This is a genomic window from Dehalobacter sp. (assembly GCA_023667845.1).
Taxonomy (GTDB): domain Bacteria; phylum Bacillota; class Desulfitobacteriia; order Desulfitobacteriales; family Syntrophobotulaceae; genus Dehalobacter.
Genome location: JAMPIU010000005.1, coordinates 1 through 22418, shown reverse-complemented (window position 1 = coordinate 22418; position 22418 = coordinate 1). Strand labels below are relative to the sequence as shown.

At 47.1% G+C, this 22418-nt stretch carries 22 protein-coding genes and 1 tRNA gene; 1 reads left to right on the top strand and 22 read right to left on the bottom strand.

Going from position 1 to position 22418, the window contains the following annotated elements:
* Position 1: 1 nt before the first annotated feature.
* From ytaF to NC238_00105, 14 genes are all read right to left on the bottom strand, one after another.
* Entirely contained in the window at positions 2-664 is a 663-nt protein-coding gene (gene ytaF / locus NC238_00170) for a sporulation membrane protein YtaF (protein ID MCM1564368.1), read from the bottom strand.
* Between the two features lie 108 nt (positions 665-772).
* Positions 773-2647 carry an ABC-F family ATP-binding cassette domain-containing protein gene (locus NC238_00165; protein MCM1564367.1) on the bottom strand — a complete coding sequence of 625 codons (1875 nt, stop codon included), beginning with the start codon at positions 2645-2647 and terminating at the stop codon, positions 773-775.
* Positions 2648-2720: 73 nt separating this feature from the next.
* Complete coding sequence (gene mutM / locus NC238_00160; protein ID MCM1564366.1) at positions 2721-3542, bottom strand: DNA-formamidopyrimidine glycosylase; 822 nt, start codon at positions 3540-3542, stop codon at positions 2721-2723.
* A gap of 12 nt (positions 3543-3554) precedes the next feature.
* Positions 3555-6323, bottom strand: coding sequence for a DNA polymerase I (gene polA / locus NC238_00155; GenBank protein MCM1564365.1), 2769 nt, complete (start codon positions 6321-6323; stop codon positions 3555-3557).
* Positions 6324-6626: 303 nt separating this feature from the next.
* Positions 6627-7109, bottom strand: coding sequence for a polymer-forming cytoskeletal protein (locus tag NC238_00150; GenBank protein MCM1564364.1), 483 nt, complete (start codon positions 7107-7109; stop codon positions 6627-6629).
* A 242-nt stretch (positions 7110-7351) separates the two neighbouring features.
* Entirely contained in the window at positions 7352-9040 is a 1689-nt protein-coding gene (locus NC238_00145) for an AMP-binding protein (protein MCM1564363.1), read from the bottom strand.
* Between the two features lie 14 nt (positions 9041-9054).
* On the bottom strand, positions 9055-9606 hold the full coding sequence (locus tag NC238_00140; GenBank protein ID MCM1564362.1) for an XRE family transcriptional regulator: 552 nt from the start codon (positions 9604-9606) through the stop codon (positions 9055-9057).
* Positions 9607-9886: 280 nt separating this feature from the next.
* On the bottom strand, positions 9887-10426 hold the full coding sequence (locus tag NC238_00135) for a 2-oxoacid:acceptor oxidoreductase family protein (protein MCM1564361.1): 540 nt from the start codon (positions 10424-10426) through the stop codon (positions 9887-9889).
* On the bottom strand, positions 10426-11169 hold the full coding sequence (locus tag NC238_00130) for a thiamine pyrophosphate-dependent enzyme (GenBank protein ID MCM1564360.1): 744 nt from the start codon (positions 11167-11169) through the stop codon (positions 10426-10428). The genes NC238_00135 and NC238_00130 overlap by 1 nt, the downstream gene beginning before the upstream one ends.
* A 2-nt stretch (positions 11170-11171) precedes the next feature.
* Positions 11172-12236, bottom strand: a complete 1065-nt coding sequence (gene vorB, locus NC238_00125) for a 3-methyl-2-oxobutanoate dehydrogenase subunit VorB (protein MCM1564359.1) — start codon at positions 12234-12236, stop codon at positions 11172-11174.
* 5 nt (positions 12237-12241) lie between these two features.
* The gene (locus tag NC238_00120) at positions 12242-12466 is read right to left on the bottom strand and encodes a 4Fe-4S binding protein (GenBank protein MCM1564358.1); all 225 of its coding nucleotides are present in this window, start codon (positions 12464-12466) and stop codon (positions 12242-12244) included.
* Positions 12454-13119, bottom strand: coding sequence for a hypothetical protein (locus NC238_00115; protein MCM1564357.1), 666 nt, complete (start codon positions 13117-13119; stop codon positions 12454-12456). Before NC238_00115 ends, NC238_00120 begins: the two co-directional genes overlap by 13 nt.
* 141 nt (positions 13120-13260) lie before the next feature.
* Complete coding sequence (locus NC238_00110) at positions 13261-14211, bottom strand: hypothetical protein (protein ID MCM1564356.1); 951 nt, start codon at positions 14209-14211, stop codon at positions 13261-13263.
* Positions 14212-14577: 366 nt separating this feature from the next.
* Positions 14578-14880, bottom strand: coding sequence for a hypothetical protein (locus NC238_00105; protein ID MCM1564355.1), 303 nt, complete (start codon positions 14878-14880; stop codon positions 14578-14580).
* Between the two features lie 306 nt (positions 14881-15186).
* Between NC238_00105 and NC238_00100 the strand changes: the two genes are divergently transcribed.
* Complete coding sequence (locus tag NC238_00100) at positions 15187-15336, top strand: alpha/beta-type small acid-soluble spore protein (GenBank protein MCM1564354.1); 150 nt, start codon at positions 15187-15189, stop codon at positions 15334-15336.
* Positions 15337-15449: 113 nt separating this feature from the next.
* Here NC238_00100 and NC238_00095 read toward each other — a convergent pair.
* The 8 genes from NC238_00095 to NC238_00060 form a co-directional block, all read right to left on the bottom strand.
* A tRNA-Leu gene (locus tag NC238_00095) sits at positions 15450-15536 on the bottom strand.
* 110 nt (positions 15537-15646) lie between these two features.
* Positions 15647-15844, bottom strand: coding sequence for a DUF2007 domain-containing protein (locus tag NC238_00090; protein ID MCM1564353.1), 198 nt, complete (start codon positions 15842-15844; stop codon positions 15647-15649).
* A gap of 20 nt (positions 15845-15864) precedes the next feature.
* On the bottom strand, positions 15865-16350 hold the full coding sequence (gene coaD, locus NC238_00085; protein ID MCM1564352.1) for a pantetheine-phosphate adenylyltransferase: 486 nt from the start codon (positions 16348-16350) through the stop codon (positions 15865-15867).
* Between the two features lie 98 nt (positions 16351-16448).
* Positions 16449-19862 (bottom strand): DNA polymerase III subunit alpha, encoded by a 3414-nt coding sequence (locus NC238_00080; GenBank protein ID MCM1564351.1) that lies wholly within the window; start codon positions 19860-19862, stop codon positions 16449-16451.
* A 3-nt stretch (positions 19863-19865) separates the two neighbouring features.
* Positions 19866-21173 (bottom strand): DRTGG domain-containing protein, encoded by a 1308-nt coding sequence (locus NC238_00075; GenBank protein MCM1564350.1) that lies wholly within the window; start codon positions 21171-21173, stop codon positions 19866-19868.
* 80 nt (positions 21174-21253) lie between these two features.
* Complete coding sequence (locus NC238_00070; GenBank protein MCM1564349.1) at positions 21254-21472, bottom strand: alpha/beta-type small acid-soluble spore protein; 219 nt, start codon at positions 21470-21472, stop codon at positions 21254-21256.
* Between the two features lie 16 nt (positions 21473-21488).
* A complete protein-coding gene (locus NC238_00065) occupies positions 21489-21623 on the bottom strand; it encodes a cleavage protein (protein MCM1564348.1) in 135 nt (44 codons plus the stop codon).
* Between the two features lie 190 nt (positions 21624-21813).
* Positions 21814-22418 (bottom strand): metal-dependent hydrolase (locus NC238_00060; GenBank protein ID MCM1564347.1); only part of this gene is annotated, 605 nt, incomplete at its 5' end.

Below are 22418 nucleotides of genomic sequence, written 5' to 3'. Positions count from 1 at the left end.
CTCAAATTATTTTTAATGATCCGATGAGTATCAGGACGATCCCCGGCAGATACCTGACTCTCGCCAGCACGCCCGCCGGAAGCCTGCCTGTCAATACCTGACCGGTAAAGATCATCAGAACCTGCATCAGCGTCACCATCCCGATGACATACCAGAAAATTCCTGTCAGCGCAGCGGCTACACCCGAAGCAAATGCATCCAGGGACAATGCCACGCCGAGAAGCAGACTTTCATTCAGCGTAATGACTCCGGAGCCGTCAATGTCTGCCGCATCCGGGGTCTGCAAAACCTGAATGACCAGACCGAAGAAATTCAAATTAATACTGAACAAAGTACGATACGGATTGTCATCTCTCTGCCCGACTGAAGCTACCATTACCGGGACAGCTTCAGGCAGTTCCGCTCTGTTTCTCAAAGTTTGAATCAATTGATACAAGCCGATTGCAATAAGAACGACTGCTCCCAGAATACCTGGATGGATCACCGTAAGCTGAGACGTGATCAGATGTCCGCAGTACATCGAGACTGTCATGGCGAGTGCCGTACAAAAACCAATAATCATCATGGAACTGAGCGGTATCCGAATCCTCTTCAGACCGTAGGCCATCCCTACCCCAAAACCGTCAAGACTCAAAGCCAAAGCAAGGATCATTGCCATTCCCATATTCTTTTACCCCTTAAGTATTTCCTTCGGGATAATATATGGCTGTAACCTCGTTTTGGTGTGCCGCGCCGGCTCATCTGTGGTCGTCGATCTGTCGGGTTTCCCGTACTAATCCTGGTAAGCCAGCCACTCCTCCATCAGATGATTGAGCTCTGCCTGCACTTTCTCATACGACTGGTGAAGTGACAATGTCAGTTCATAATCACTGGCTGCGGCATCGAGCTTATCCTCAATTTCTTGAAGCAATAATTCTGTATCCGCAATTTTTTCCTCGATTTGCTTGATCTTTTTTTCTATCCGTTTGGTATTCTTGGACTCTTCCCTGTAATCTCTGGCTTTTTGAGCCTCTTCATTTTTACAGGTCTGATCTTCAGTGGCTTGAACAGATTCCGTTTCTTCATTTTCACTCTTCTCGCTCATCTCACGATAGGCCGTGTAGTCTCCCTCAAATACCTTCAGACCATTCACTGTAAGCAAAGCAATCTTATTCACGATTCGGTTCAGAAAGTACCGGTCATGGGATACGGTCAAAATTGTCCCGTTGTAATCCTGCAACACTTCCTCCAGGACTTCTCTCGTCTCCATATCGAGATGGTTGGTCGGCTCATCAAGCAAAAGCAGGTTTCCCTGATTCAGAAAAAGCTTGCAAAGTGCCAGCCTGCTTTTCTCTCCCCCGCTTAAACCAGCAACAGGTTTAAATACATCCTCTCCCCGGAAGCCAAAACGGGCTAAAACATTGCGTATTTCCGGATCGTCAAGCGTTGAAGAATAACGGATTTCGTCCATGACAATTTCCCTTAATCCAATATTCTCATGCTCCTGGGAATAGTAGCTGACGGAGACATTCGCCCCGGTCCGGATCGTACCGTTATACGGAATTTGTCCTGTAACAGCTCTCAACAGCGTCGTCTTTCCAATCCCGTTTCTGCCGAGCAGGGCAATCTTATCACCCCGGCGCAATTCCAAACCTACATGTTCGAATATGGTCTTCTGCCCGTACTTAACGGCCAGATCGTCTATCTCGAGAACCCGGTCACCTGAGCGGGTTTTGGCCTGGAGGCTTATGCTGAGTTTTTTCGACTCTTTCGGCGCATTCACCGGCGTAATTCTTTTCAGCATGGATTCCCTGCCCCGGGCTTGTTTAGCTTTGATTCCGGCGCCATGACGCCGGATATACTCCTCCAGGTCCACAATTTTTTTATTGATCCGTTCCGCTTCTCTGGTCAGCGATATTTTTTCAATATTCCGCTGCAGTTCAAATTCCGAATAATTGCCGTTGTAAGCTTTCAGGAACCCATCCTCAATCAGGAAGATGCTGTCCACGACCCTATCCAGGAAGTACCTGTCATGGGAAACGACAAGCACAGCTCCAGCATAATCTCCCAGGTAATTTTCGAGCCATTCCAGTGCCTCAATATCGAGATGGTTCGTAGGCTCGTCAAGAATCAGCACGTCCGGATCACGCAGCAGAAGCTTGCCAAGCGCCAGACGAGTTTTCTGACCACCGCTTAAATGATTAGCTTCAGTCGTCTGATGCCGGTCCATCCCGAGTCCGGTCAGGATCTTGCGGATCCTGGCTTCGAGCGCATAACCACCCGCCCTTTCATATTGTTCCGTAAGCAGACTGTACCTTTCGAGCGTTTTCTCGTCGGCCTGTTCCGCCATTTTATTTTCCAAGGATCTGAGGCTGTCCCGCAGATCAAGAATATCCCGGCGTTCCGTCAGCATTTGTTCAAATACTGTACCGTGTTCTGCTGTGGCTGCCGCTGTCTGCGGCAGATAGCCGACAGTACCCTGCCAGTTGATATCTCCGTTTTCATGAGCAATTTCCCCCATGACAGCCCTGATCAGTGTTGTTTTACCTGCCCCATTGGCTCCGACCAGGCCGGCTTTTTGACCCTTTTCCAAACGCAGCGTTATATGATCCAGCAGGGTGCTCCCTGCTACTTCAATTTCAAGTCCATTGCAATAAAGTATGCTCATCCTTCTGTGAAATACTCCTCCTGGATTCTATCTTCCTGCATTAAAAGTTATGTTTCTTCAAAACAAATTTCATCTATCTCTGGCAGTTTGGACAATACACCGTTGTCCTTCCGACTACTTTGATTTTAGCCAATTGACCTCCGCAATATTTGCACTCCTGACCGCTGCGTCCGTAGACCATCAGATTTTCCTGAAATGCACCCTTCTTGCCGTCTGCGTCACGATAATCACGAAATGATGTTCCGCCAGCCGTGATTCCTTCCTGCAGAACCTCACAGATCGCATCGTAAAGCAGCATAATCTCCGACACCTTTAACGAAGCCGTATTCCTATCCGGCAAAATACCTGCGCGGAACAGGGCCTCGTCCGCATAAATATTTCCGATACCGGCTACGACGGTCTGATCGAGCAGCGCAGCCTTAATCGTACTCTTTTTCCTGGCGAGACGCATCCCGAGCTGATCAAATGCAAATGACTCGTCCAGCGGTTCCGGCCCAAGTTTAGCCAAACAGGCAGCCTTAAAGGCCATTTGAAAAGACACCAGCTGTATTCTGCCGAATTTACGGATATCGGAGTAATGAAGTTCTCCCTGATCGAGCCTAAACAGGACATGCGTATGTTTATCCGGCTCATGCTGCTCAGGATAATAGATCAAACGTCCGGTCATCCTGAAATGAATGATCATCGTAAGGCCGTGACTCAGGTTCACGAGCAGATACTTGCCGCGTCTGTCAAGGCTTTCAATCGTTCGGTTCCTGACCAAAGCGCTGAAATCCTCATCCGCCAGAGAAACTGCTGCCGGAGGCCATCGGACTTCGATATCTTGAATTGTCTTTCCCAGAATCCTTGCAGCCAGGGACAGCCGGATACTTTCTACCTCGGGAAGTTCAGGCATCGGATCGACCTCCTAAAACAACAGCGCATTCACCTGATAAGGGACCATATCATACCAGTTGCTTCCGACTTTGCAGTCTACCAGCAATGGAACAGAAATCGGGAAAGCCTGCTCCATCTCTTTCTTGACAATTGCTGCGACCTTGGGAAGCGCTGACGGTTCGACCTGGACTACCAGTTCGTCGTGAACCTGAAGCAGAACTTCTGCCTGCAGGCCCTCAAGCGCTTCAGCTACTTTGATCATCGCAATTTTCATCATATCAGCCGCGGTTCCCTGGATCGGGGTATTCTTGGCAATCCGTTCGCCAAACTGCCGCGTCATTCTGTTTGGATGAGACAATTCGGGGATTTTCCGCAGCCGGTTCAGCAGCGTACGAACCTCTCCATTTTCTTTGGCTTCAGCGACGGCCTCCTCAAGATAACGGTGAACACCGCTGTATCTTTCAAAATACTGACTGATATAGTATTTTGCCTCTTTTCTGGAAATAGCCAGATCCCTGGCCAGTCCAAAGTCCGTCAGACCATACATTAAACCAAAGTTAACCGCTTTGGCCTTGCGCCGCATATCTGAATTGACTTCGTTCAGCGCTACGTCAAACACCTCGGCAGCTGTACGTCTGTGCACGTCTTCCCCGATCAGGAAGGACTCACAAAGTATCGGATCTTTCGAATAATGCGCCAGAATTCTTAATTCAATCTGAGAATAATCTGCGGATAACAAAAGCCAGTCTTCCTGAGTTGCCTGGAAAACCTTCCTAAGTCTCCGGCCTTCTTCCAGACGGATTGGAATATTTTGCAGATTCGGTTCGGTACTGGAAAGTCTGCCGGTAGCTGTAACCGTCTGCTGAAACGTGGTATGAATTTTGCCGTCACAGCACTGGGCCAGCAGGCCCTTGACATAGGTGGAATTCAGTTTAACCAGCTGCCGGTATTCCAGTAGTTTCTCCACGACAGCGTGCTCCGTCCGCAATTCTTCCAGCGTTTCCGCATCCGTTGAATAACCCGTTTTGGTTTTTTTGAGTGGCGGGAGCCCTAAATTCTCAAATAGAATCCTGCCAAGCTGCTGCGGCGAATTGATATTAAAGTTTTCACCGGCCAGATTGTAAATCTCACTTTCCAATCGGCTGATCTTAACCTCAAGTTCCTGACCATATTCCTGGAGTTTCGCCTTGTCCAGTGCAATGCCGGTCTTTTCCATCCTGGCCAATATGAGGCTTAAAGGCTCTTCAACCTCATGCAAGAGCTTTTCAAGATCGTCTTCCGCCAGCTTTTCCATATAGGAAGCGGCAAGTTTCCGTAGCAGAGCTGCTTCCCGTGCCGGCGTATTTGAAAACAAATCCGTCACATAATCCCCCAGCAATTCGGAAGCGCTGTAATTGGACCGGTTCGGGTTTAACAAATAAGCGGCCAGGCTTAAATCCAAATCAACGCCGGCGAATGTCTTATTCTCATTCAGAAGCAGTGAATATAGCCCCTTGCTGTCTGCAACCACTTTGCGGACACCGTCGTCAGCCAGGATTTCTTCCCAGAGACGCAGCACACTTGGAGCAGCAGCATACCGGTTCAGCGAATACGTATGATGTTCATCACAGATCCCCATTTCAGTCCAGAGCCCCTGATGAATATTCCTGCCCTCAAAACGATAACTGAGTGCGAGGACCGGTTTCTGCTCAAGCCAGGTATTCAGCAGCTCCAGCCAGCCTTCTCCGTCCATGTTCTTTTCTTGCTGGACAGTATCAATGATCTCTGTATCTTTCATGCCGCCTTTATTCTGATCTTTCAAATTTCCATATAGGTTATTGATTAAATCCGGTTTAGAAGCAGCTATCTCGTGAGTCTTTATTTCCTGATTTTTGTTACCTGATGCTTTTTGCTTCTTGCTTTTTTCGACAAATTGCTCAGGACTCGTTACCGCAGCGAGGCTCTGTTCAAACAGCGATGCGACTTTATATAAGCTGTAGCTATGGAGGATCTTTCTGCAGGCATCTTTGTCCGGCTCCGTCCATCTTAAGTCGTCAAGAGAAAACGTAACCGGCACATCATGAATCATTGCTGCGAGCTTTTTGCTTAAGAGTGCCTGATCAGCGTATTGATTCAGCAGTTCCTTTAATTTATTGCCTTTGACCTCATCCTTGTTCTGCAGCACATTTTCGACGGACCCGTATTCGTGAAGCAATTTTAGTGCGGTCTTTTCCCCCACACCGGGAATCCCGGGGATATTGTCCGAAACGTCCCCCATCAGGCCTTTCAGATCGATAATCTGGGCAGGCTTCAGCAGATACCTTTCTTCCAGCCGTTGTTCGTTGTAACACTCAACTTCCGAAATCCCTTTCATTGTCAGCAGCACAGAGCTATGCGGCGAAATCAGCTGAAGAGCGTCCCTGTCTCCGGTAAAGATTAAAACTTCTATTTGCTGGGCGATCGCCAGATCGTTTACTGTCGCTATGATATCATCCGCTTCGTAACCTTCCAGTTCCAGAATCGGAACGGCCATCACCCGCAAAATTTCTTTAAGATAATTAAACTGCGGCCGCAAAGTCTCCGGTGTCTCTTTCCGGTGAGCTTTGTAGCCTGCAAACTGCTCAATGCGGACCGTTGCTTTCGTCTTGTCAAAAGCTACGACCCAATAATCGGGCTTCTGCTCTTTCTGGAGCCTGAACAGCATGGTTAAAAAACCGTGTACGGCGTTCGTCGGAAGACCTTCGTTGGAGGTAAGCGGCGGAAGCGCATAGAAAGCTCTATTGATAAGACTGTTACCGTCTAAGATCAGCATTCGGGGCATCGTAATACTCCTTTCAAGAACCGTTTCTTCAGAATCTCCCTCGGAATCATTCGTCAAACAATTCCTTTGAATATACCTTTCTATATCATAACCTTTTCTGGAATCAAGTACAACAAGTACACAGCACAGAAAAATAAACGGCTGCATTGCTGCAAGCCGTTTAATATCCGCTGATTTCAGTCATTCACACTTCTTTGTCCGCTGCATCATTGATTTCGATCATTCCTCGTACCATTCTCTGAAAAGTATCGGAGATCTCCTGGATACTGGTATTGAGCTCCGAGGATAGACAGTTCCCCCTGTCTAAGACATCCTGTTATAGACAATAGGCTTAAAGGAAAGTTTTGACTTTTTCTTTCCTTCTAAAAATTCAGGATTGTCAGAAGGCTCACTTTCATATTCAGTCTCAGGCTTGGTTTCTAGTTCAGTTATACTGCCTGCCTGATCATGATTTTGACTCTTCCCTATGAACCTTGCACCCTGTTCAATCTGAAGCCCTTTTGTTTTTATATCACCATAGACTACGGCAGTTGAAGCTATTACCAATAAGTTCTCAACTGTAATATTCCCATGTACTTCTCCCTGTATCCGGGCGTTTACAGCAAAAATTTCCGCTTCTACTTTTCCATGCGGACCCACAAGCAGATCTGCTTTTGTTTCAATTGTGCCTTCAAGCTCCCCGTCAATTATCACATTGGTTCTGGAGTTTATTTTTCCTGTTATTTTGCATTCTTTGGCAACGTACACGTCATTATCCGTTTTTTTACCAAATTCGACAGCTTCCATCTTCTTTTCCTTTCACTCTTCCATTATTAAACATTATATTTAAATTTAGGATATGACAACGGAGCCAAATATTATATAGGCCATTAGTCCTATTTTTATACAATAGTTACAAACAGTGATATGTAAATCTACAATAACTTAGCGTAATCAGCCGAGATATATAGGATCGGGCATATAGTGGAAATAGAAAGAGGACACAGCAAAGTTGCATCCTCTTTTCTTATGTCAATTTTCCTGTACGTTTATTCGGACCGCAAATCCTTTTCCCTGATTTCAACCCTGCGGATTTTACCGCTGATGGTTTTGGGGAGCTCGGTCACAAACTCAATGACCCTCGGATATTTATAGGGTGCGGTTACCTTTTTGACATGATCCTGCAATTCCTTAATCATGTCTTCCGAAGGTTCGTAACCTTTGTTCAGTACGATCGTCGCTTTGACGTTAAATCCTCTGATTGGGTCTGGGACACCCGTAACAGCTGATTCCAAAACTGCGGGATGCTCCGCTAGAGCCGACTCGACTTCAAAGGGCCCGATGCGGTAGCCTGATGATTTAATAATATCGTCATTCCTGCCGATATACCACAGGAAACCAAGCTCATCACGGTAGGCCAGATCGCCGGTATGATACAGTCCGTCATGCCAGGAACGCTGCGTATTCGCTTCGTCCCGGTAATAGCCCATAAAAAGACCTTTCGTCTTGGTCGCGTAATCCGGAGCTTTGATGCAGATTTCCCCGGTCACACCAGGGTCAACCTCTTTGCCGTCTTCATCCGTAATCACCATCTGATAACCCGGTGTGGGCATCCCCATCGAACCCGGTCGCGGCTGCACCCATGGGTACAGGATCGAGCAGCAGACGGTTGTCTCCGACTGTCCAAAGCCTTCAAAGATACGCAGTCCGGTAGCCTGCCGCCATTGATTGAACACTTCCGGATTTAGTGCCTCTCCTGCGGTACAGCAGTGTTTCAGCGCCGACAGATTGTAGCCCTTTACATCTTCCCGCAGCATAAAGCGGTACATGGTCGGCGGTGCACAGAAAGTGGTTATTTGGTATTTCTCCAGTTTCTGCAAAATATCCGCACCGTTAAAGGTGTCAAAGTCATACGTGAATATCGCTGATTCACCTAACCACTGGCCATACATTTTGCCCCAGAGAGATTTCAGCCAGCCGGTGTCGGAAATTGTGAAATGCAGGCCGCCAGGCTCTACCCTGTGCCAAAAAATGCCGGTCATCGTATGCCCCAAGGGATAAGCATGGTCATGCGAGACCATCTTGGGGTAGCCGGTCGTTCCGGAGGAAAAGGCCATAATCAGCATATCCGTGACTTTGGTCGCTTCTTCGCCGGTAGGGCGTTCCCATTGGTCAGACGCAGCTTCGATCCCGGCCTCAAAATCGAGCCAGCCTTCCCCTGCATCCTTATGTTTGGTCACCGCTTTCATCTGAACCGTTTTACATTCTGGAGCAGCCTCGTCAAAATGCCGGGTACAATCACCGTCTGCGGTAATCACGGCCATCTTGATACCTGCCGCCTGGCAGCGATAGATATAATCTTTCGCCGTCAACAGGTTCGTGGCCTGAACAGCCACTGCGCCAATTTTATGCAGAGCCATCATCGCATACCAGAATAAATAGCTTCTTTTTAAAACCAGTAGGACAAGATCTCCTTTTTTAATGCCAAGTGACTTAAAATAATTCGCCGTCTTATCAGACCAGCGTTTCATTTCAGCAAAAGTAATCCTTTTTTCTTCACCGCTATTGCTTACCCAGAGCATCGCCAGCTGATCGGGTTTCTCCTCAGCCAGTTTATCAAGGACATCGTAGGCAAAGTTAAAATCATCCGGACAGGTCACCTTAAAATTCTTATATAAATCTTCCAGCGTGACATAGTCGTCCCGGTGTCTGCCAATATACTTCTCATACATGATCATGTGCGCGTCCTCCTTTATTTCATGACGATGGCCAGGAATTTTGCCGGAGCATCGCCATGGGCCTTCATCGCGTGGGGAACGGACGAATCGAAGTAAACGCTGTCACCCTCACCAAGTTCGTAAACCATCTCACCGATAAAAAAGTCCATGGATCCTGAAACCAGGTAATTGAATTCTTGCCCGTCATGGGAATGACGTTCCGGTATCGCATTGTTCGGTTCTACTGTCACCATAAACGGTTCAGCTTTCTTATTGCGGAAGGTGAAGGCCAAGTGCTTGTAATCGTAAGCTTTTCGGCGGTTGATCTCATACCCGCCGCCGGCTCTGACCACGCAGCAGGTGGATAGCTTCGGTGACTCACCGCTGATGATATCCAGTACGTCAACCCCTAAAATACCTGCAACATTGTACAGAAAACTAAACGAAAAATCTTTTTCTCCTGCTTCATATTGAAGATAATCCGCAACCGGAACATCGAGTATCTCAGCAATTTTTTCCGGCGTGAAGCCCGTTGACTCGCGCAGCATCAAGAGACGTGCGCCCATATCCTTTAGTTGATCAGTCAAGTTAATGGCACCTCCTTATAATTTGCCTGTTTTAAGTAAAACTTGGCTGGAGCCAAGCCTTGGCTAAGGCTACAGCCTTAGCTGCACTTATGTATAGCAGAAAGCGCTTAGAGCCTTTCTGCTATACTAAAATAATTGCCGGATCATACTACTATACTATAACACTATGTTTCAATAGTATTATAATACTATGCTGTAATACAATACGGCAATACTTTTACAAGACTTTTTTGAAATACTTAAGTCAAAACGGTACGACTTAAGTTAAGCCGCTACGACTTTAGTTAAATTTATACCCGATTTCTATCGCTTTGATATTGGATGCCAGAAGATCTTTCTTTCTCTCCGGAATCGACTTGGATACTGCTTTATTCAGCATCTCCAGATCAAAGATACCGGCTTGCTTGGCAATTTTCCCAACCATGACCATATTCCCGAGTCCTTTCAGACCGGCATCTTCAGCCAGCCTCGTGGCCGGTATATAAAAGGTCTGAACATCGGGACGCTGTACCTGAATCGGGATCAGGGAGGAATCCACGATGATTGTCCCGTTTTTCTGGACGTCCATTTCAAATTTTTCGAGGGACGGCTGGTTCATCGCAACCAACATCCCGGGATAGGTAATAATCGGTGATCCGATCGGCGTATCACTGACAATCACGTTGATATTGGCTGTGCCGCCGCGCATTTCCGGTCCGTAGGACGGAAGCCAGCTGACTTCCTTGCCCGCGAGCAGCCCGGCATAGACAAGGATTTTGCCGGCGAACAGCACACCCTGTCCGCCAAAACCTGCAATCATAAGTTCAAGTGTCGTGCTCATTAGAAAACCTCCTTATCCTTATAGACACCCAGCGGGTAGTAAGGAATCAGGTTCTCGCGCAGCCAGGTGAGCGCTTCAACAGGCTCAAGCCCCCAGTTGGTCGAGCAGGTCGACAGAACCTCGACAATCGTAAAGCCTTTCCCGGCGATCTGGTATTCAAAAGCCTTTTTGATCGCCTTCTTGGCGTTAATCACATTTTTAACACTGTCTACGGACACCCGCTCCGCATAGGCCGTCCCGTCAATCGTGGAAAGCGTTTCGCAGATTTTCAGGGGGAAACCTGCATACTTTGGATCTCTCCCGTAAGGAGAGGTCTGCGTGATCTGGCCCGGGATGGTCGTAGGGGCCATCTGTCCGCCGGTCATGCCGTAAATGGCATTGTTGACGAAGATAATGGTAATATTTTCACCTCGGGCTGCTGCATGAACGGTCTCAGCCGTCCCAATAGCTGCCAGGTCTCCGTCCCCCTGGTACGTAAATACGATATTGGCCGGATTGGCGCGCTTAAGGCCTGTCGCAACTGCCGGAGCCCGGCCGTGCGCTGCCTGCGCCATATCACATTCAAAATAGTTATAAGCAAGTACAGCGCAGCCAACAGGGGCGACACCGACTGTTTTTCCGGTAAGATCAAGTTCGTCCAGAACTTCTGCCACCAGCCTGTGAATGATCCCATGGGTACAGCCGGGGCAATAGTGACTGGATACATCTGAAAGTGCTTTCGGTCTTTGAAAAACAATTTCCATCATTAACTCCTTTCCGCCTGCGCAGCGTTTTCTATGGCTTCCAAGACAGCTTCTGGAGTCGGAACCATCCCGCCGGTACGGCTGCAGAGATGCACCGGACGGCTGCAGCGGATGCTCAGCTCCACATCCTGGATCATTTGTCCCATACTCATTTCGACCACCACAAAAGCCTTTGCTTTTTCCGCTGCGGCTTTCAGCTGGTTTTTCGGGAACGGCCATAAAGTAACCGGACGAATCAACCCTGCTTTTATGCCTTTTTTACGGGCTTCGTTAATCGCATTTCGGGCTATTCTGGCGCAGATACCATAAGCAACGATAATTACTTCCGCATCCTCGGTCAGGTAATTGTCCGTTCTGGCAATTTTCTCAACTTCCGCGTATTTTTCAAAACGTTTCAAGTTAAGCATCTCGAGCTCTTCGGCTTCGAGATAAAGCGAATTAATGACATTTCTTTTTCTCTGACCTTTTGTTCCAGTCAGCGCCCAATCCTTGGTAACGTTCGACGCCGCTTCGCCGCGGCTGATGTCCACAGGCTCCATCACCTGTCCGAGCATCCCGTCGCCTAAAATCATCGCGGTCATCCGGTACTGGTCAGCCAGTTCAAAAGCTTCTATCGTCAGGTCGAACATTTCCTGAACGTTATTCGGTGCGAGCACAATCATATGAAAATCTCCGTGACCGGAAGAACGTGTTGCCTGGAAATAGTCGGACTGGGACGGACGGATTCCGCCAAGTCCAGGACCGCCGCGCTGAATGTTGACCAGCACTGCAGGCAGATCGCTTCCTGCCATATAGGATAAGCCTTCGCTTTTCAAGGAAATTCCCGGGCTCGATGAAGACGTCATCGCTCGGACTCCCGCTGAGGACGCTCCGTAAACCATGTTGATGGCCGCAATTTCACTTTCCGCCTGCAAATAGGTTCCCCCGATTTTCGGCATACGTTTAGCCATATAAGCTGCGACCTCGGTCTGAGGCGTTATCGGATAACCGAAGAAATGACGGCAACCGGCCATAATTGCGGCTTCAGCAATTGCTTCATTTCCCTTCATTAATACTTTTTCCGCCATTTTCTTTAATTCACCTCTTTTTCAATCTGAATACAAACATCCGGACACATGATCGCGCAGAATCCACAGGCAGTGCACGCTTGCTGATCTGTCATTTCCGCAGGATGAAATCCTTTGCTGTTAAGGATTTCGGGCGAAAGTCTGAGCAATTTCTTAGGACAAGCATTTACACAAAGAGAGCAGCCTTTGCATCTGTCTGCCTCGATTGTTAGTTTCGTCACTTTTGCCATTCATACTCCTCCAAATCTATTGGAAATATATTTTGAATATTACTTGCCAGTTCCGCTGCCAGACTTCTCTGCACGGTTGTCATCACAATCGGCAGTCCCGTCCTTGCAGAGATTTGCTCTGCGTAAGGAAGCGAATTCATGACATCGGAGGCGGTAGTAGCATTACCCAGGTTGGAATTATTAATAATTCCGGAAAATTTGATTCGCGCTGCCGCTTCAATTTCGTATTTAATTTTAATCGTCGCTTCGGCATCGCGGCTTAAAGGCCGGTACATATTTACAACAATACAGGCAGCAGCATCTGTACGATGAAGCTGTTCGTAATAGCGGCCGAGAGCATAGGCGCCTCTGTCGTCTCCGCCGACATCGATCACCGCATAGGCATCGCGTTCGTCAAATACCGCATTGATTTCTCCCGGAACAGCAGGAATATCAACATTCGAATTCGCATAATCCGAGGAAATCAGCTTAATCCCTGACCGTTTCAGCATCTGCGCGCTATCTTTCGTTCTGAAATAAGGGTTAACAATATCCAGATCGGCAATGGTGACTTTCTGATGACTTTTTTTCAGCCACAAGGCGTAGTTTACAGCAACACTCGTCTTGCCGCTGCCATAGTGACCGGCAAAAATGGTAACCCTTGCACTCTGCACACGAGACCTCCTAAAGTAAGTATACTAAGACAATTAAAATTAATAATACCACAAATTCACGTTTGATATCAACTTCAATACATATTTAATACTCAATTTTCGGCCAATTTTCGGCTTATTTAATGCTTACTTCGTTGTTTTTCATAATCCAAATAGATCCTTTAATTTCAAAGCGATACCCGTGTCCATATAGGTCAGCATCGCAAGCTTTAGATCACTTTTTTCTTCCGCGGTAAGCTTGTTGTATTCTGCGATGACCCTGCCGGCTTGATCGCGATAAGGCGAGGAAGGATTTTGGATCAGATTATTGACAACCGTCATCATGGATCCGACAATTTGTTTTTCCTGCACTGTTTTTACATTTGCATAGACGATCCCTAACTGGCTGTAAACGGTACGCAGCAGCACTTTTGTCGCTTCAGAATTAATTTGAGAACCGCTTCCTCCTTGGCCAGTTGAATTTGCGCCTCCGGCAGCACTTTCGCTGCTCGAAACTTTTTCGTCTTTCTTCACTTCGAATGTCATCTTGTCAGGTTTTACTGAAAACGCTATGATCTCAAAAGGAAAAAAATCATTTGTTAAAACAAGGGTGTCGCCTTCAAGGGTAATTCCTTTATCAGCTATCGCCCTGATCTTGCTGAGCTTATTGAGGACCAAGCCTTTAGGCAGTAATATTTTGCCTATTTTAAAATTCTCCGGTATATAGACTATGCTCCCGTCGCTGTAAAACAGATACCCCTCTGAATATAGCTGAAATTTGATTTTCTGCCCGATTGTTCCCCCAACAAATATCTCAATCCTGTTTTTCCCAAGCTTGGAAGTAAGCCCTGTAAGATACGGGACAGACTGCAGTTTCTTTTCGCAATAAAAAGCCATTGCGCTGTTGATCTCGTCTTGACTGAATTCAATCGTCCCGCCTTGTTTTTTGATATTCTTCACCTTATCTGCCATTTCTGTCACTGAGACAGTCTGGAAGGCAGGCTCATCTTCTGACCATAGAGCCATAACGGCCGAAATGATCATCACAAACACAACAAGACAGGCAATGCTGACTCCTAAAACTTTTTTTGATAAAAATTTTAGCCCGAACAAAAAAACACTCCTCTCAGCGCTTACTGCCAGAGCAAACCTGAAGCGTATTGCACCGATCTCTAACCTTATACCGGCATCTATGTTAAGAATACCATAAGAACCATTTGATTACATCCATCGTCTCTCAATACACCATTGTCCGATGAACAGCAAATACGGGTGTTTAGACTCAGATCCGAATCATAAACACCCGTATTCGTGAATTGTCGATTGCAAATTTGTTCTACCTTTTAGTATGTAACCGTTTTACACTGGAACAATGTAAAACCTGCCAACTTACTTGCAGTTTTCTAAATTCTTTATGGCAATAGAACTCAAAAAACTTAAAGTAATTAGTAATTGTGAGGGTTACGGAAAGGCACGCAATTACTTCTTTGGACCAAATAAATAAATGGAAAAGTATTCTTCTCCATCTTTTTCAATCCTATACATTACTTTTTTCTGCTTGGAAGGCATTTTCACAATATTAAAATTATTGGTTATAAAATACCCGAAACCGAGTTCGTTCATTGGGAAGTATAATATCCCGTTATCATCTTTAATCGGTTTAAATGTATCATAAGAGATTTGCTGGATTTTTATGCCATCCGGAGCCTGTTCTGAAAAGATAAGCTGGCAGTGTTGATACATCTCAAAGTCATGATACAGTTCAGCAAATTGGTTTTCCATTTCAATCCCCCCTTTCCGGTTTTATTACTTCGCTATGAAGATTTCATTTCCTGCCCCAAAACGCAAAATTTGGCTAAAATCCTGATTTTATACAGGTATATACAATTCGTTGTATATAAGGCTTGCAAAAAATAATAAGCTTCTTTCTGGCAATCCCGCTCATGGGATGCAGCCAAACAAAACAACAAACCGAGAACAATCCCTGGTCTAAATGTTAAAAACTTACTGAATTAAAATAAACTACCTGTGTATTTTATTCCTATATGCAGATACTACAGATAAATAAACAAAAAGGAGGGATATCTAATGGCTAAGTATAAACTGCCGGTTAACAAACAAAGCGTTGCCAGCGAGCTTAATGTTAACTTAGGTCCAGACACCTCCGCAAGACAAAACGGCTCTGTTGGAGGTAGCATGGTTAAGAAAACCTTTGAATACATTAACGGTAAAATCTAAATCATCCAGCCATGACAGCGAAAGCCCCGAAGGATCTTACTCCCTCGGGGCTTCGATGTTCGTATATCTTTCACCATTCATAGTTCTTCTATATTTTAAGCCTTTAAATTACTTGGTGCCGAAGGCCGGGGTCGAACCGGCACATCCTCACAGATATCGGTTTTTGAGACCGACGCGTCTGCCAATTCCGCCACTTCGGCACGCCTTACTTTTGCTATTTTATAGTATCAGCGTCAAAAACGCAAGTACATTGCCACTTTTTTTACGGCTATTTTCATATTATTTTTTACTCCGATAAAGACAACTTGGATTATGAACGCATAATACCGGTCAGAATCTCGTTGGCTTCCTCAGCCTCCGACTCCGGCACGAGTATTTCGACGCTTACGTCGGTGGATTCCTGTGAACCAACTGCTTTTAGCTGGACTAAAATACCTTCGTCTGCAAATGCTTTTTGATATTTTTCAGCGACTGCTTTATTTGGTGCTATATAAATGACTGTCCACATATTCTATCCTCCAATAGCATTTAGACCATCTTATTATACTTTTGAATCATTGCTTTCTCCACATTCGGCGGAACTAATCCTGAAACATCTCCTTGCAGACTTGCCGCCGATTTGATCGAGCTGGAACTGATGAACGAATACTCGCTTTTTGTCATTAAAAAGACGGTCTCGATGTCGGGAGCCAGCTTTTTATTCATCAAAGCCAGCTGAAATTCGTATTCGAAATCAGTCATGGCCCGCAAGCCTCTGATCAGCGCAATAGCTCCGCATTCACGCGCAAAATCCACAGTCAGACCGCCAAAAGACTTGACTTCAACATTTTCCATATCGCTAGTTTCGCATCTCAACAGTATCTGTCTTTCTTCCAAGGAAAAAAGCGTCTGTTTGTTACTTTCGGAAGCTACTGCCACAATGACACGGTCAAAAAGATAAATGGCTCTATGCAGGATGTCAAGGTGTCCATTGGTTACTGGATCGAATGTCCCCGGGTATATTGCAGTTCGCACAAAAAATCTCCTTCAGTCTAGAAAATATCTTAGTGTCATAAAATCTATTTATGGGATTCGCCCCAAAGCGGCAATATCCTGCCTCTTCCAACAAATTTTTATTGCCATCTTACCTGATCATTTCCCAAAAGCGCAATAAGCACCCTGTCAAGCTCTTCAGATGGCCTGACAAAATAATTTGGACTTATCTCAAAGGTCTTCTTATTATCCTGGCAAAAGAAATAGACAGGATGCGTTCCGCGAAATGCCCCAAGGACCGCCAGGATCTTATCGGTCAGTTCCGTATCCTGATTGCTTGGAATCTTCAGAAACAATTTATCCGGTTTGACGCTGCATTCCTCGATTGGCAGAACTTTTTCAGCAAATATTTTCTTTTCATCTTCATTCACATAATAACGACCGTGAACAACCACAATATGGTCGTTGTCCATCCTGACAACTTCCGGAAACAATCTGGGAAATACCAGAACCTCAATCGTTCCGGTCAGATCCTCCAGTAAGAAGGTAGCCATCATTTCCCCTTTTTTCGTTATTGTTTGCCGATAAGAATTTATTATCCCACCCAGAATGACCTTTTTTTCTTCCGTATTTTCGAGACAGGCCGCAATTTCTGAACTCGTGATTTTCCTGAGCAGGTCATTCACGGAATAAAGCGGATGGGCTGTGAGATATATACCGATATACTCCCTCTCCATCTTCAGGATCTCGTTCTCGCTGAATTCCGGTATTTCAGGCATAACCAGCCCTTCATCGAGGTCCTGATCGAGATCAAACAAAGACATCTGGCCGGATTCGCTGTCCTTTTGCCGGTTCTGGGCCAGCTCCAGGGCCTGATCCAGGACTTTCATAGCCTGAGCGCGGCTGCACAGTGACTGAAATGCGCCGGCCTTAATCAGACTTTCCAGGGTTCGTTTGTTCAGAACTTTAGCATCCATGCGTACAATAAAATCATAAAATGAGGTAAACGGGCCGTTCTCTCTTTCGGCGATGATCCTGTCAACCACCTGTGTCCCGACATTGCGGATCGCCTCGAGTCCAAAACGTATCGCTCCGTGTTCAATGGTAAAATCCCGGTAACTGTACTGGACATCGGGCGGCAGAATCTCAATGCCACTGCTCCTGGCCTCCTGAATATAAAAAGTGACTTTATCTGATGCGCCGATCACGGAACTCAGCAGCGCCGCGGTGTATTCCAGCGGATAATTCGCTTTTAGATAGGCTGTCTGGTAAGAGATCATCGCATAAGCCGTAGCGTGGCCCTTATTGAATCCGTACTCGGCAAATTTGGCCATCAGATCAAAAATCTCTTCGGCTTCCTTTTCACCTATACCCAGACGGAGCGCTCCCGGCACAATCCATTCGCCGCCGCTGTCCTGCAGGCCATAGATAAAGTTCTGCCTTTCTTCGGCCATGATTTTCTTGTCTTTTTTCCCCATGGCCCTGCGCAGAAGATCTGCTCGTCCAAGAGAGTATCCGCCAAGATTCTGGGCAATCTGCATGACCTGTTCCTGATAGACGATAATCCCGTACGTCGGTCTTAAAATTTCTTCCATTTTCTGATGCAGGACCTTGATCTGCCCGCCATGCTTTCGGCGCACGAACTCCGGAATCTGTTCCATCGGACCAGGACGGTACAGAGCGAGCACAGCAATAATATCTTCAAAACAACTGGGCTTCAAATCTTTTAAGATAGCCCGCATGCCGCCGCTTTCCAGCTGAAATACGCCTGTGCTGTTCCCTTCGGAAAGCAGTTGATAGGTCGCTTGGTCATCCAGCGGCAAATGATTCAGATCAAGCCGGATACCGCGGGTTTTCCCAATATTCGCCTGGGCTTTGGTCAGGATCGTCAGGTTCCGCAAGCCCAGGAAATCCATTTTCAGCAGTCCGATCTCCTCGACCAATTTCATCGGGAACTGGGTCATCAGCAGCCCGTCGGAAGTTTTCTGAAGCGGAAGGTAACTGGTCAATTCATCCCTGGCAATCACGACGCCGGCAGCATGCGTGGAAGCATGCCTCGGCATCCCCTCCAGCGATTTTGAAATCTCATAGAGCCTTTTGATTTCCTCTTCTTCCCTAACCATTTTCTGCAGCTCCGGAGAAACGGTCAGCGCCCTTTCCAGCGTCATGCCCAGTTCGAATGGAACAGCTTTGGCAACTTTATCGACTTTGCTGAGCGGTATATTCAGGACTCTTCCGACATCCCTCAGCACGCCCTTGGCACCCATGGTACCAAACGTAATAATCTGGCAGACTTTCTCTTCCCCATACTTTTCCGTCACATATTTGATGACTTTTTCCCGGCCTTCCGGGTCAAAGTCGATGTCAATATCCGGCATCGAAATCCTTTCCGGATTTAAAAAACGTTCAAAAAGAAGATCATGGCGCAACGGCTCCACGGAGGTGATGCCGAGCAAGTACGCAACCATGCTCGCAGCTGCCGAACCACGCCCCGGACCGACCGCAACATCATGCTCCCGGGCATACCGGCAGAAATCGGACACAATCAGAAAATACCCGGAAAAACCAGTCTGGGTAATAATCCCAAGCTCATATTCCAGCCGCTCGCGCTGTTCCGGCGTTGCATCGGGGTAGAACACCGGGAACGCCTTCCAGCATAATTCCCGCAGGTACTCGTCCAAGGTGCAGCCCTCCGGAACCTCGTACACCGGCAGATAATGCTGGCCAAACGAAAAGCTGACGTTGCAGCGCTCCGCAATCTCATTCGTCTGGCGTAAAACCTCGGGCGTCTCCCCAAAAAGCAAATTCATCTCCTGCTTGCTTTTCAGATAATACTCGCTGCCCTCAAAGCTCATCCTGGAGCTGTCGGCCAGCGTCTTTCCGGTCTGGATGCACAGCAGGATATCCTGAACCGACGCATCTTCTTTCCGGATATAATGGACATCGTTGGTCGCGAGCAGCGGAATCCGCGTCTCCCGGTGCAGGTCCCAGAGGCCGGCATTAACTTTTCTCTGATCGGTGATGCCATGATCCTGCAGCTCCAGATAAAAGTGTTCCGGACCAAAAATATCAAGATACTCCATCGCCGCCGCTCTGGCTCTGGCCGGATTGTCCTGCATCAGGTACTCCGGGATCTCTCCGCCCAGACAGGCGCTCAGTGCAATTAAACCTTTACTGTGCTGCTGTAAAAGCTCCTTGTCGGCCCTGGGTTTGTAATAAAAGCCGTCCACGTTGGCCTGCGAGACAATTTTCACCAGGTTCTGATAGCCCTCGTTCGTTTCGGCAAGAAGGACCAGATGATAGTTCTTGTCATCTTTGCCGAGAACCCGTTCCGTTCTTTTTCCCGGAGCCATATAGATCTCACAGCCGATGATAGGCTTAATTCCCTGTTTGCCGCAGGCTTTATAAAAATCCAGCACGCCGTACATCACGCCGTGATCAGTGATCGCGAGCGCCGGCATTTCCAGCTCGGCAGCGGAATGCACAAGGTCATTGATTCTGGCCGCGCCGTCCAGAAGGCTGTATTCGGTATGAACATGAAGATGTGTGAACATAGCCTATCTTTTATCCCCCATCCGGGCTGTCATCATCCCTTTAGCCAGGACTCCGTTATCGTTGAAAACTTCAATCTCAATATTGCAGTTCTTTTTTGTTACGAGCAACAGTCTGGCCGAAATGCTGACGACTGTTCCGGCCGGAACCGGATGGAACTGATAAAAGCTGAAATTTTCTGTGATCGCATCCAAGCGGTATTTTTTTCGGAGCGCAATGTAACCCGCCGTATTCATCAGGGTTACCAGAACACCGCAGCTGGCTGAACCAAATTCATTCACCATAAACTGCGTGATTTCGCCCCGAATGGTCAGGTATTCAGACTCTTCCACATAACCAAAGCCGCTTAAAACCAGATTATCCACGGTCTCGCCGAACTGAGGCTGCTTTTGGATCTGCTGAAAAGCCTCGAGTACATCCTGCAAGCTTATGATTCCGATCAGCTTGCCGTTTTCAAGTACGGGCGCAATCTCCCAGCCCTCCCAGACCATTTTGCGGGAGATATGGGTAACCGGATCGTCTCTTCCGACGGTCAGCGGATTCCTGTTCATGACTTTGGTGATCTTGACCTCGACGCCTTCGCCGGCGACATCGACCGCGGTCACAATACCGAGTAGGTTATGCTGGCTATCGATGACCGGGAAGCGGCTGTGTCCGGTCTTTTGCGAAAGCTTATACCAGTCTCCGATCGTAGCACTGTCTTCCAGAACCTTCGCATCCTTAACCATGATATCTTCAATGAGCAATAGTTCCTTGCCGATGAGCCTGTCAAAAAGCGCCCGGTTGATCATCGTCGTAACTACGAAGGTGTCATACGGGGAAATGATAATCACCGAATTCAGGCTCTTGGCCAGCGCCACGACCTCTTCCGTAGGTCCCGGGCCTCCGGAAATAAGCAAAGGAACATTATTTTTCAAGGCAAGGAGCTGGGCATCTGTCCTGTTGCCGACGATACAGAGCGCGCCTTCTTCCAGATAACGCGCTAAATCTTTCAGTTCCATCGCCGCAATAATAAACTTATTCGGACATTCCGTCAGCCTGTTCTCTCCGCAGATAACAAGCCCTTCCACGATTTGGGCTACTTCCTGAAGCGTAAGATCTTCAATCTGTTTTTCTTTGACGCCTTCAATCCGCAGTGTCCCAACCTTCGGGATCGAACGGACAAACCCTTTGTTCTCCGCTTCTTTAATTGCGCGGTAAGCAGTCCCTTCGCTGACATCAAGCTCTTTGGCAATAAACCGGACTGATACCTTGCTCCCTATGTCGAGATCCTCAATAAAATTAAGAATCTGCTGATGCTTTGTCTTTGTCAAATAAAAACGCCTCACCTGTTTTTTTCATTAATTATATCACATGGTGAGGCTTTGAACTAATTGTTGTTATATAGTAGTTTTTATTTATTGATCCGTTTTAATCTTTGAGACAACTTTCCGCCTATTTTCCCGGAAATTCTCGGAGACAGGGAATCCCAGCCCTCGTTTTGGACCTGCTGGATGATGCCAAGTTCCGAAGCAATCTCCATTTTCATTTCCTCAATGAAGTCTGGTCTCTTCTTCCTGTTATCCTTTTTTTTCGTATTGCCTGTGTTTTTCTTGGTGATGTTTTCTCTCATGCTTTAACGCTCCTGTTCAGAGTATGGAGACTGCGGCCAGTGAACCGTCCCGGTTGGGGCATTCGGGAGTTTTCAGCCCATGGTTGTTTTCCAGACGGCAGACGCCGTCCACAGCATAAATGCATTCTTTCGCGCAATCTTTGGTTCTCATTCTGTTTTCATCTCCTTACAGTCTATTTTTGCCCTGAAAAGCAAAAAATATCCTGTAAGGTTACAGGATTTTCTTTGAAACATATCTATCTGTCTAATCTTATGATCAATATCGGTTTTTATATCATAAATTTGCTTTGTCTTCCAGCTTTCTTGATATGATTCTGCGCTGCATTAATGCCCTTTAGATTCTACAACTTCATATACTGTCCCGGCTCAAGAATCATTCCCTTGCTCTCCGGTGCTTTTCTGCTTAGCAGCGCGAGAAAGGCCTTGGCATCCTGCTGTTCTTCCTCAAATGTATTGTAATGCATCGGAACCACGACTTTGGCCTGGAGCATCTGAGCTGCTTCGGCCGCATCTTCCGGCCCCATCACAAAATTATCCCCGATCGGCAGCATAGCCAGATCGATTTCCGTCAGGCTGCCAATAAGCTTCATATCCCCGAACAAACCGGTATCCCCGGCATGGTAAAGCTGCTTGCCCTCGAGCTGAAGCAGAAAACCGCAGGCCAAACCACCATACAGACAGGTTCCGTCAGCCTGCTCGATCCCGGAACCATGAACGGCCTGAGTCAGCTTTACAGTTCCAAACGGAAAGACGTGCTTACCCCCGATATGCATGGAATGAACCCTCACCCCAAAGGTCTCCGCATACCGGCATAATTCAAAATTGGAGATCAGGACTGCCCCGGTCAGCCTGGCCAGTTCGACCGCATCTCCCAAATGATCGTCATGACCATGGGTGACTAAAATTGCATCAAGCGTTTTAAAATCAGGCGGTTTGACCTCTGCTT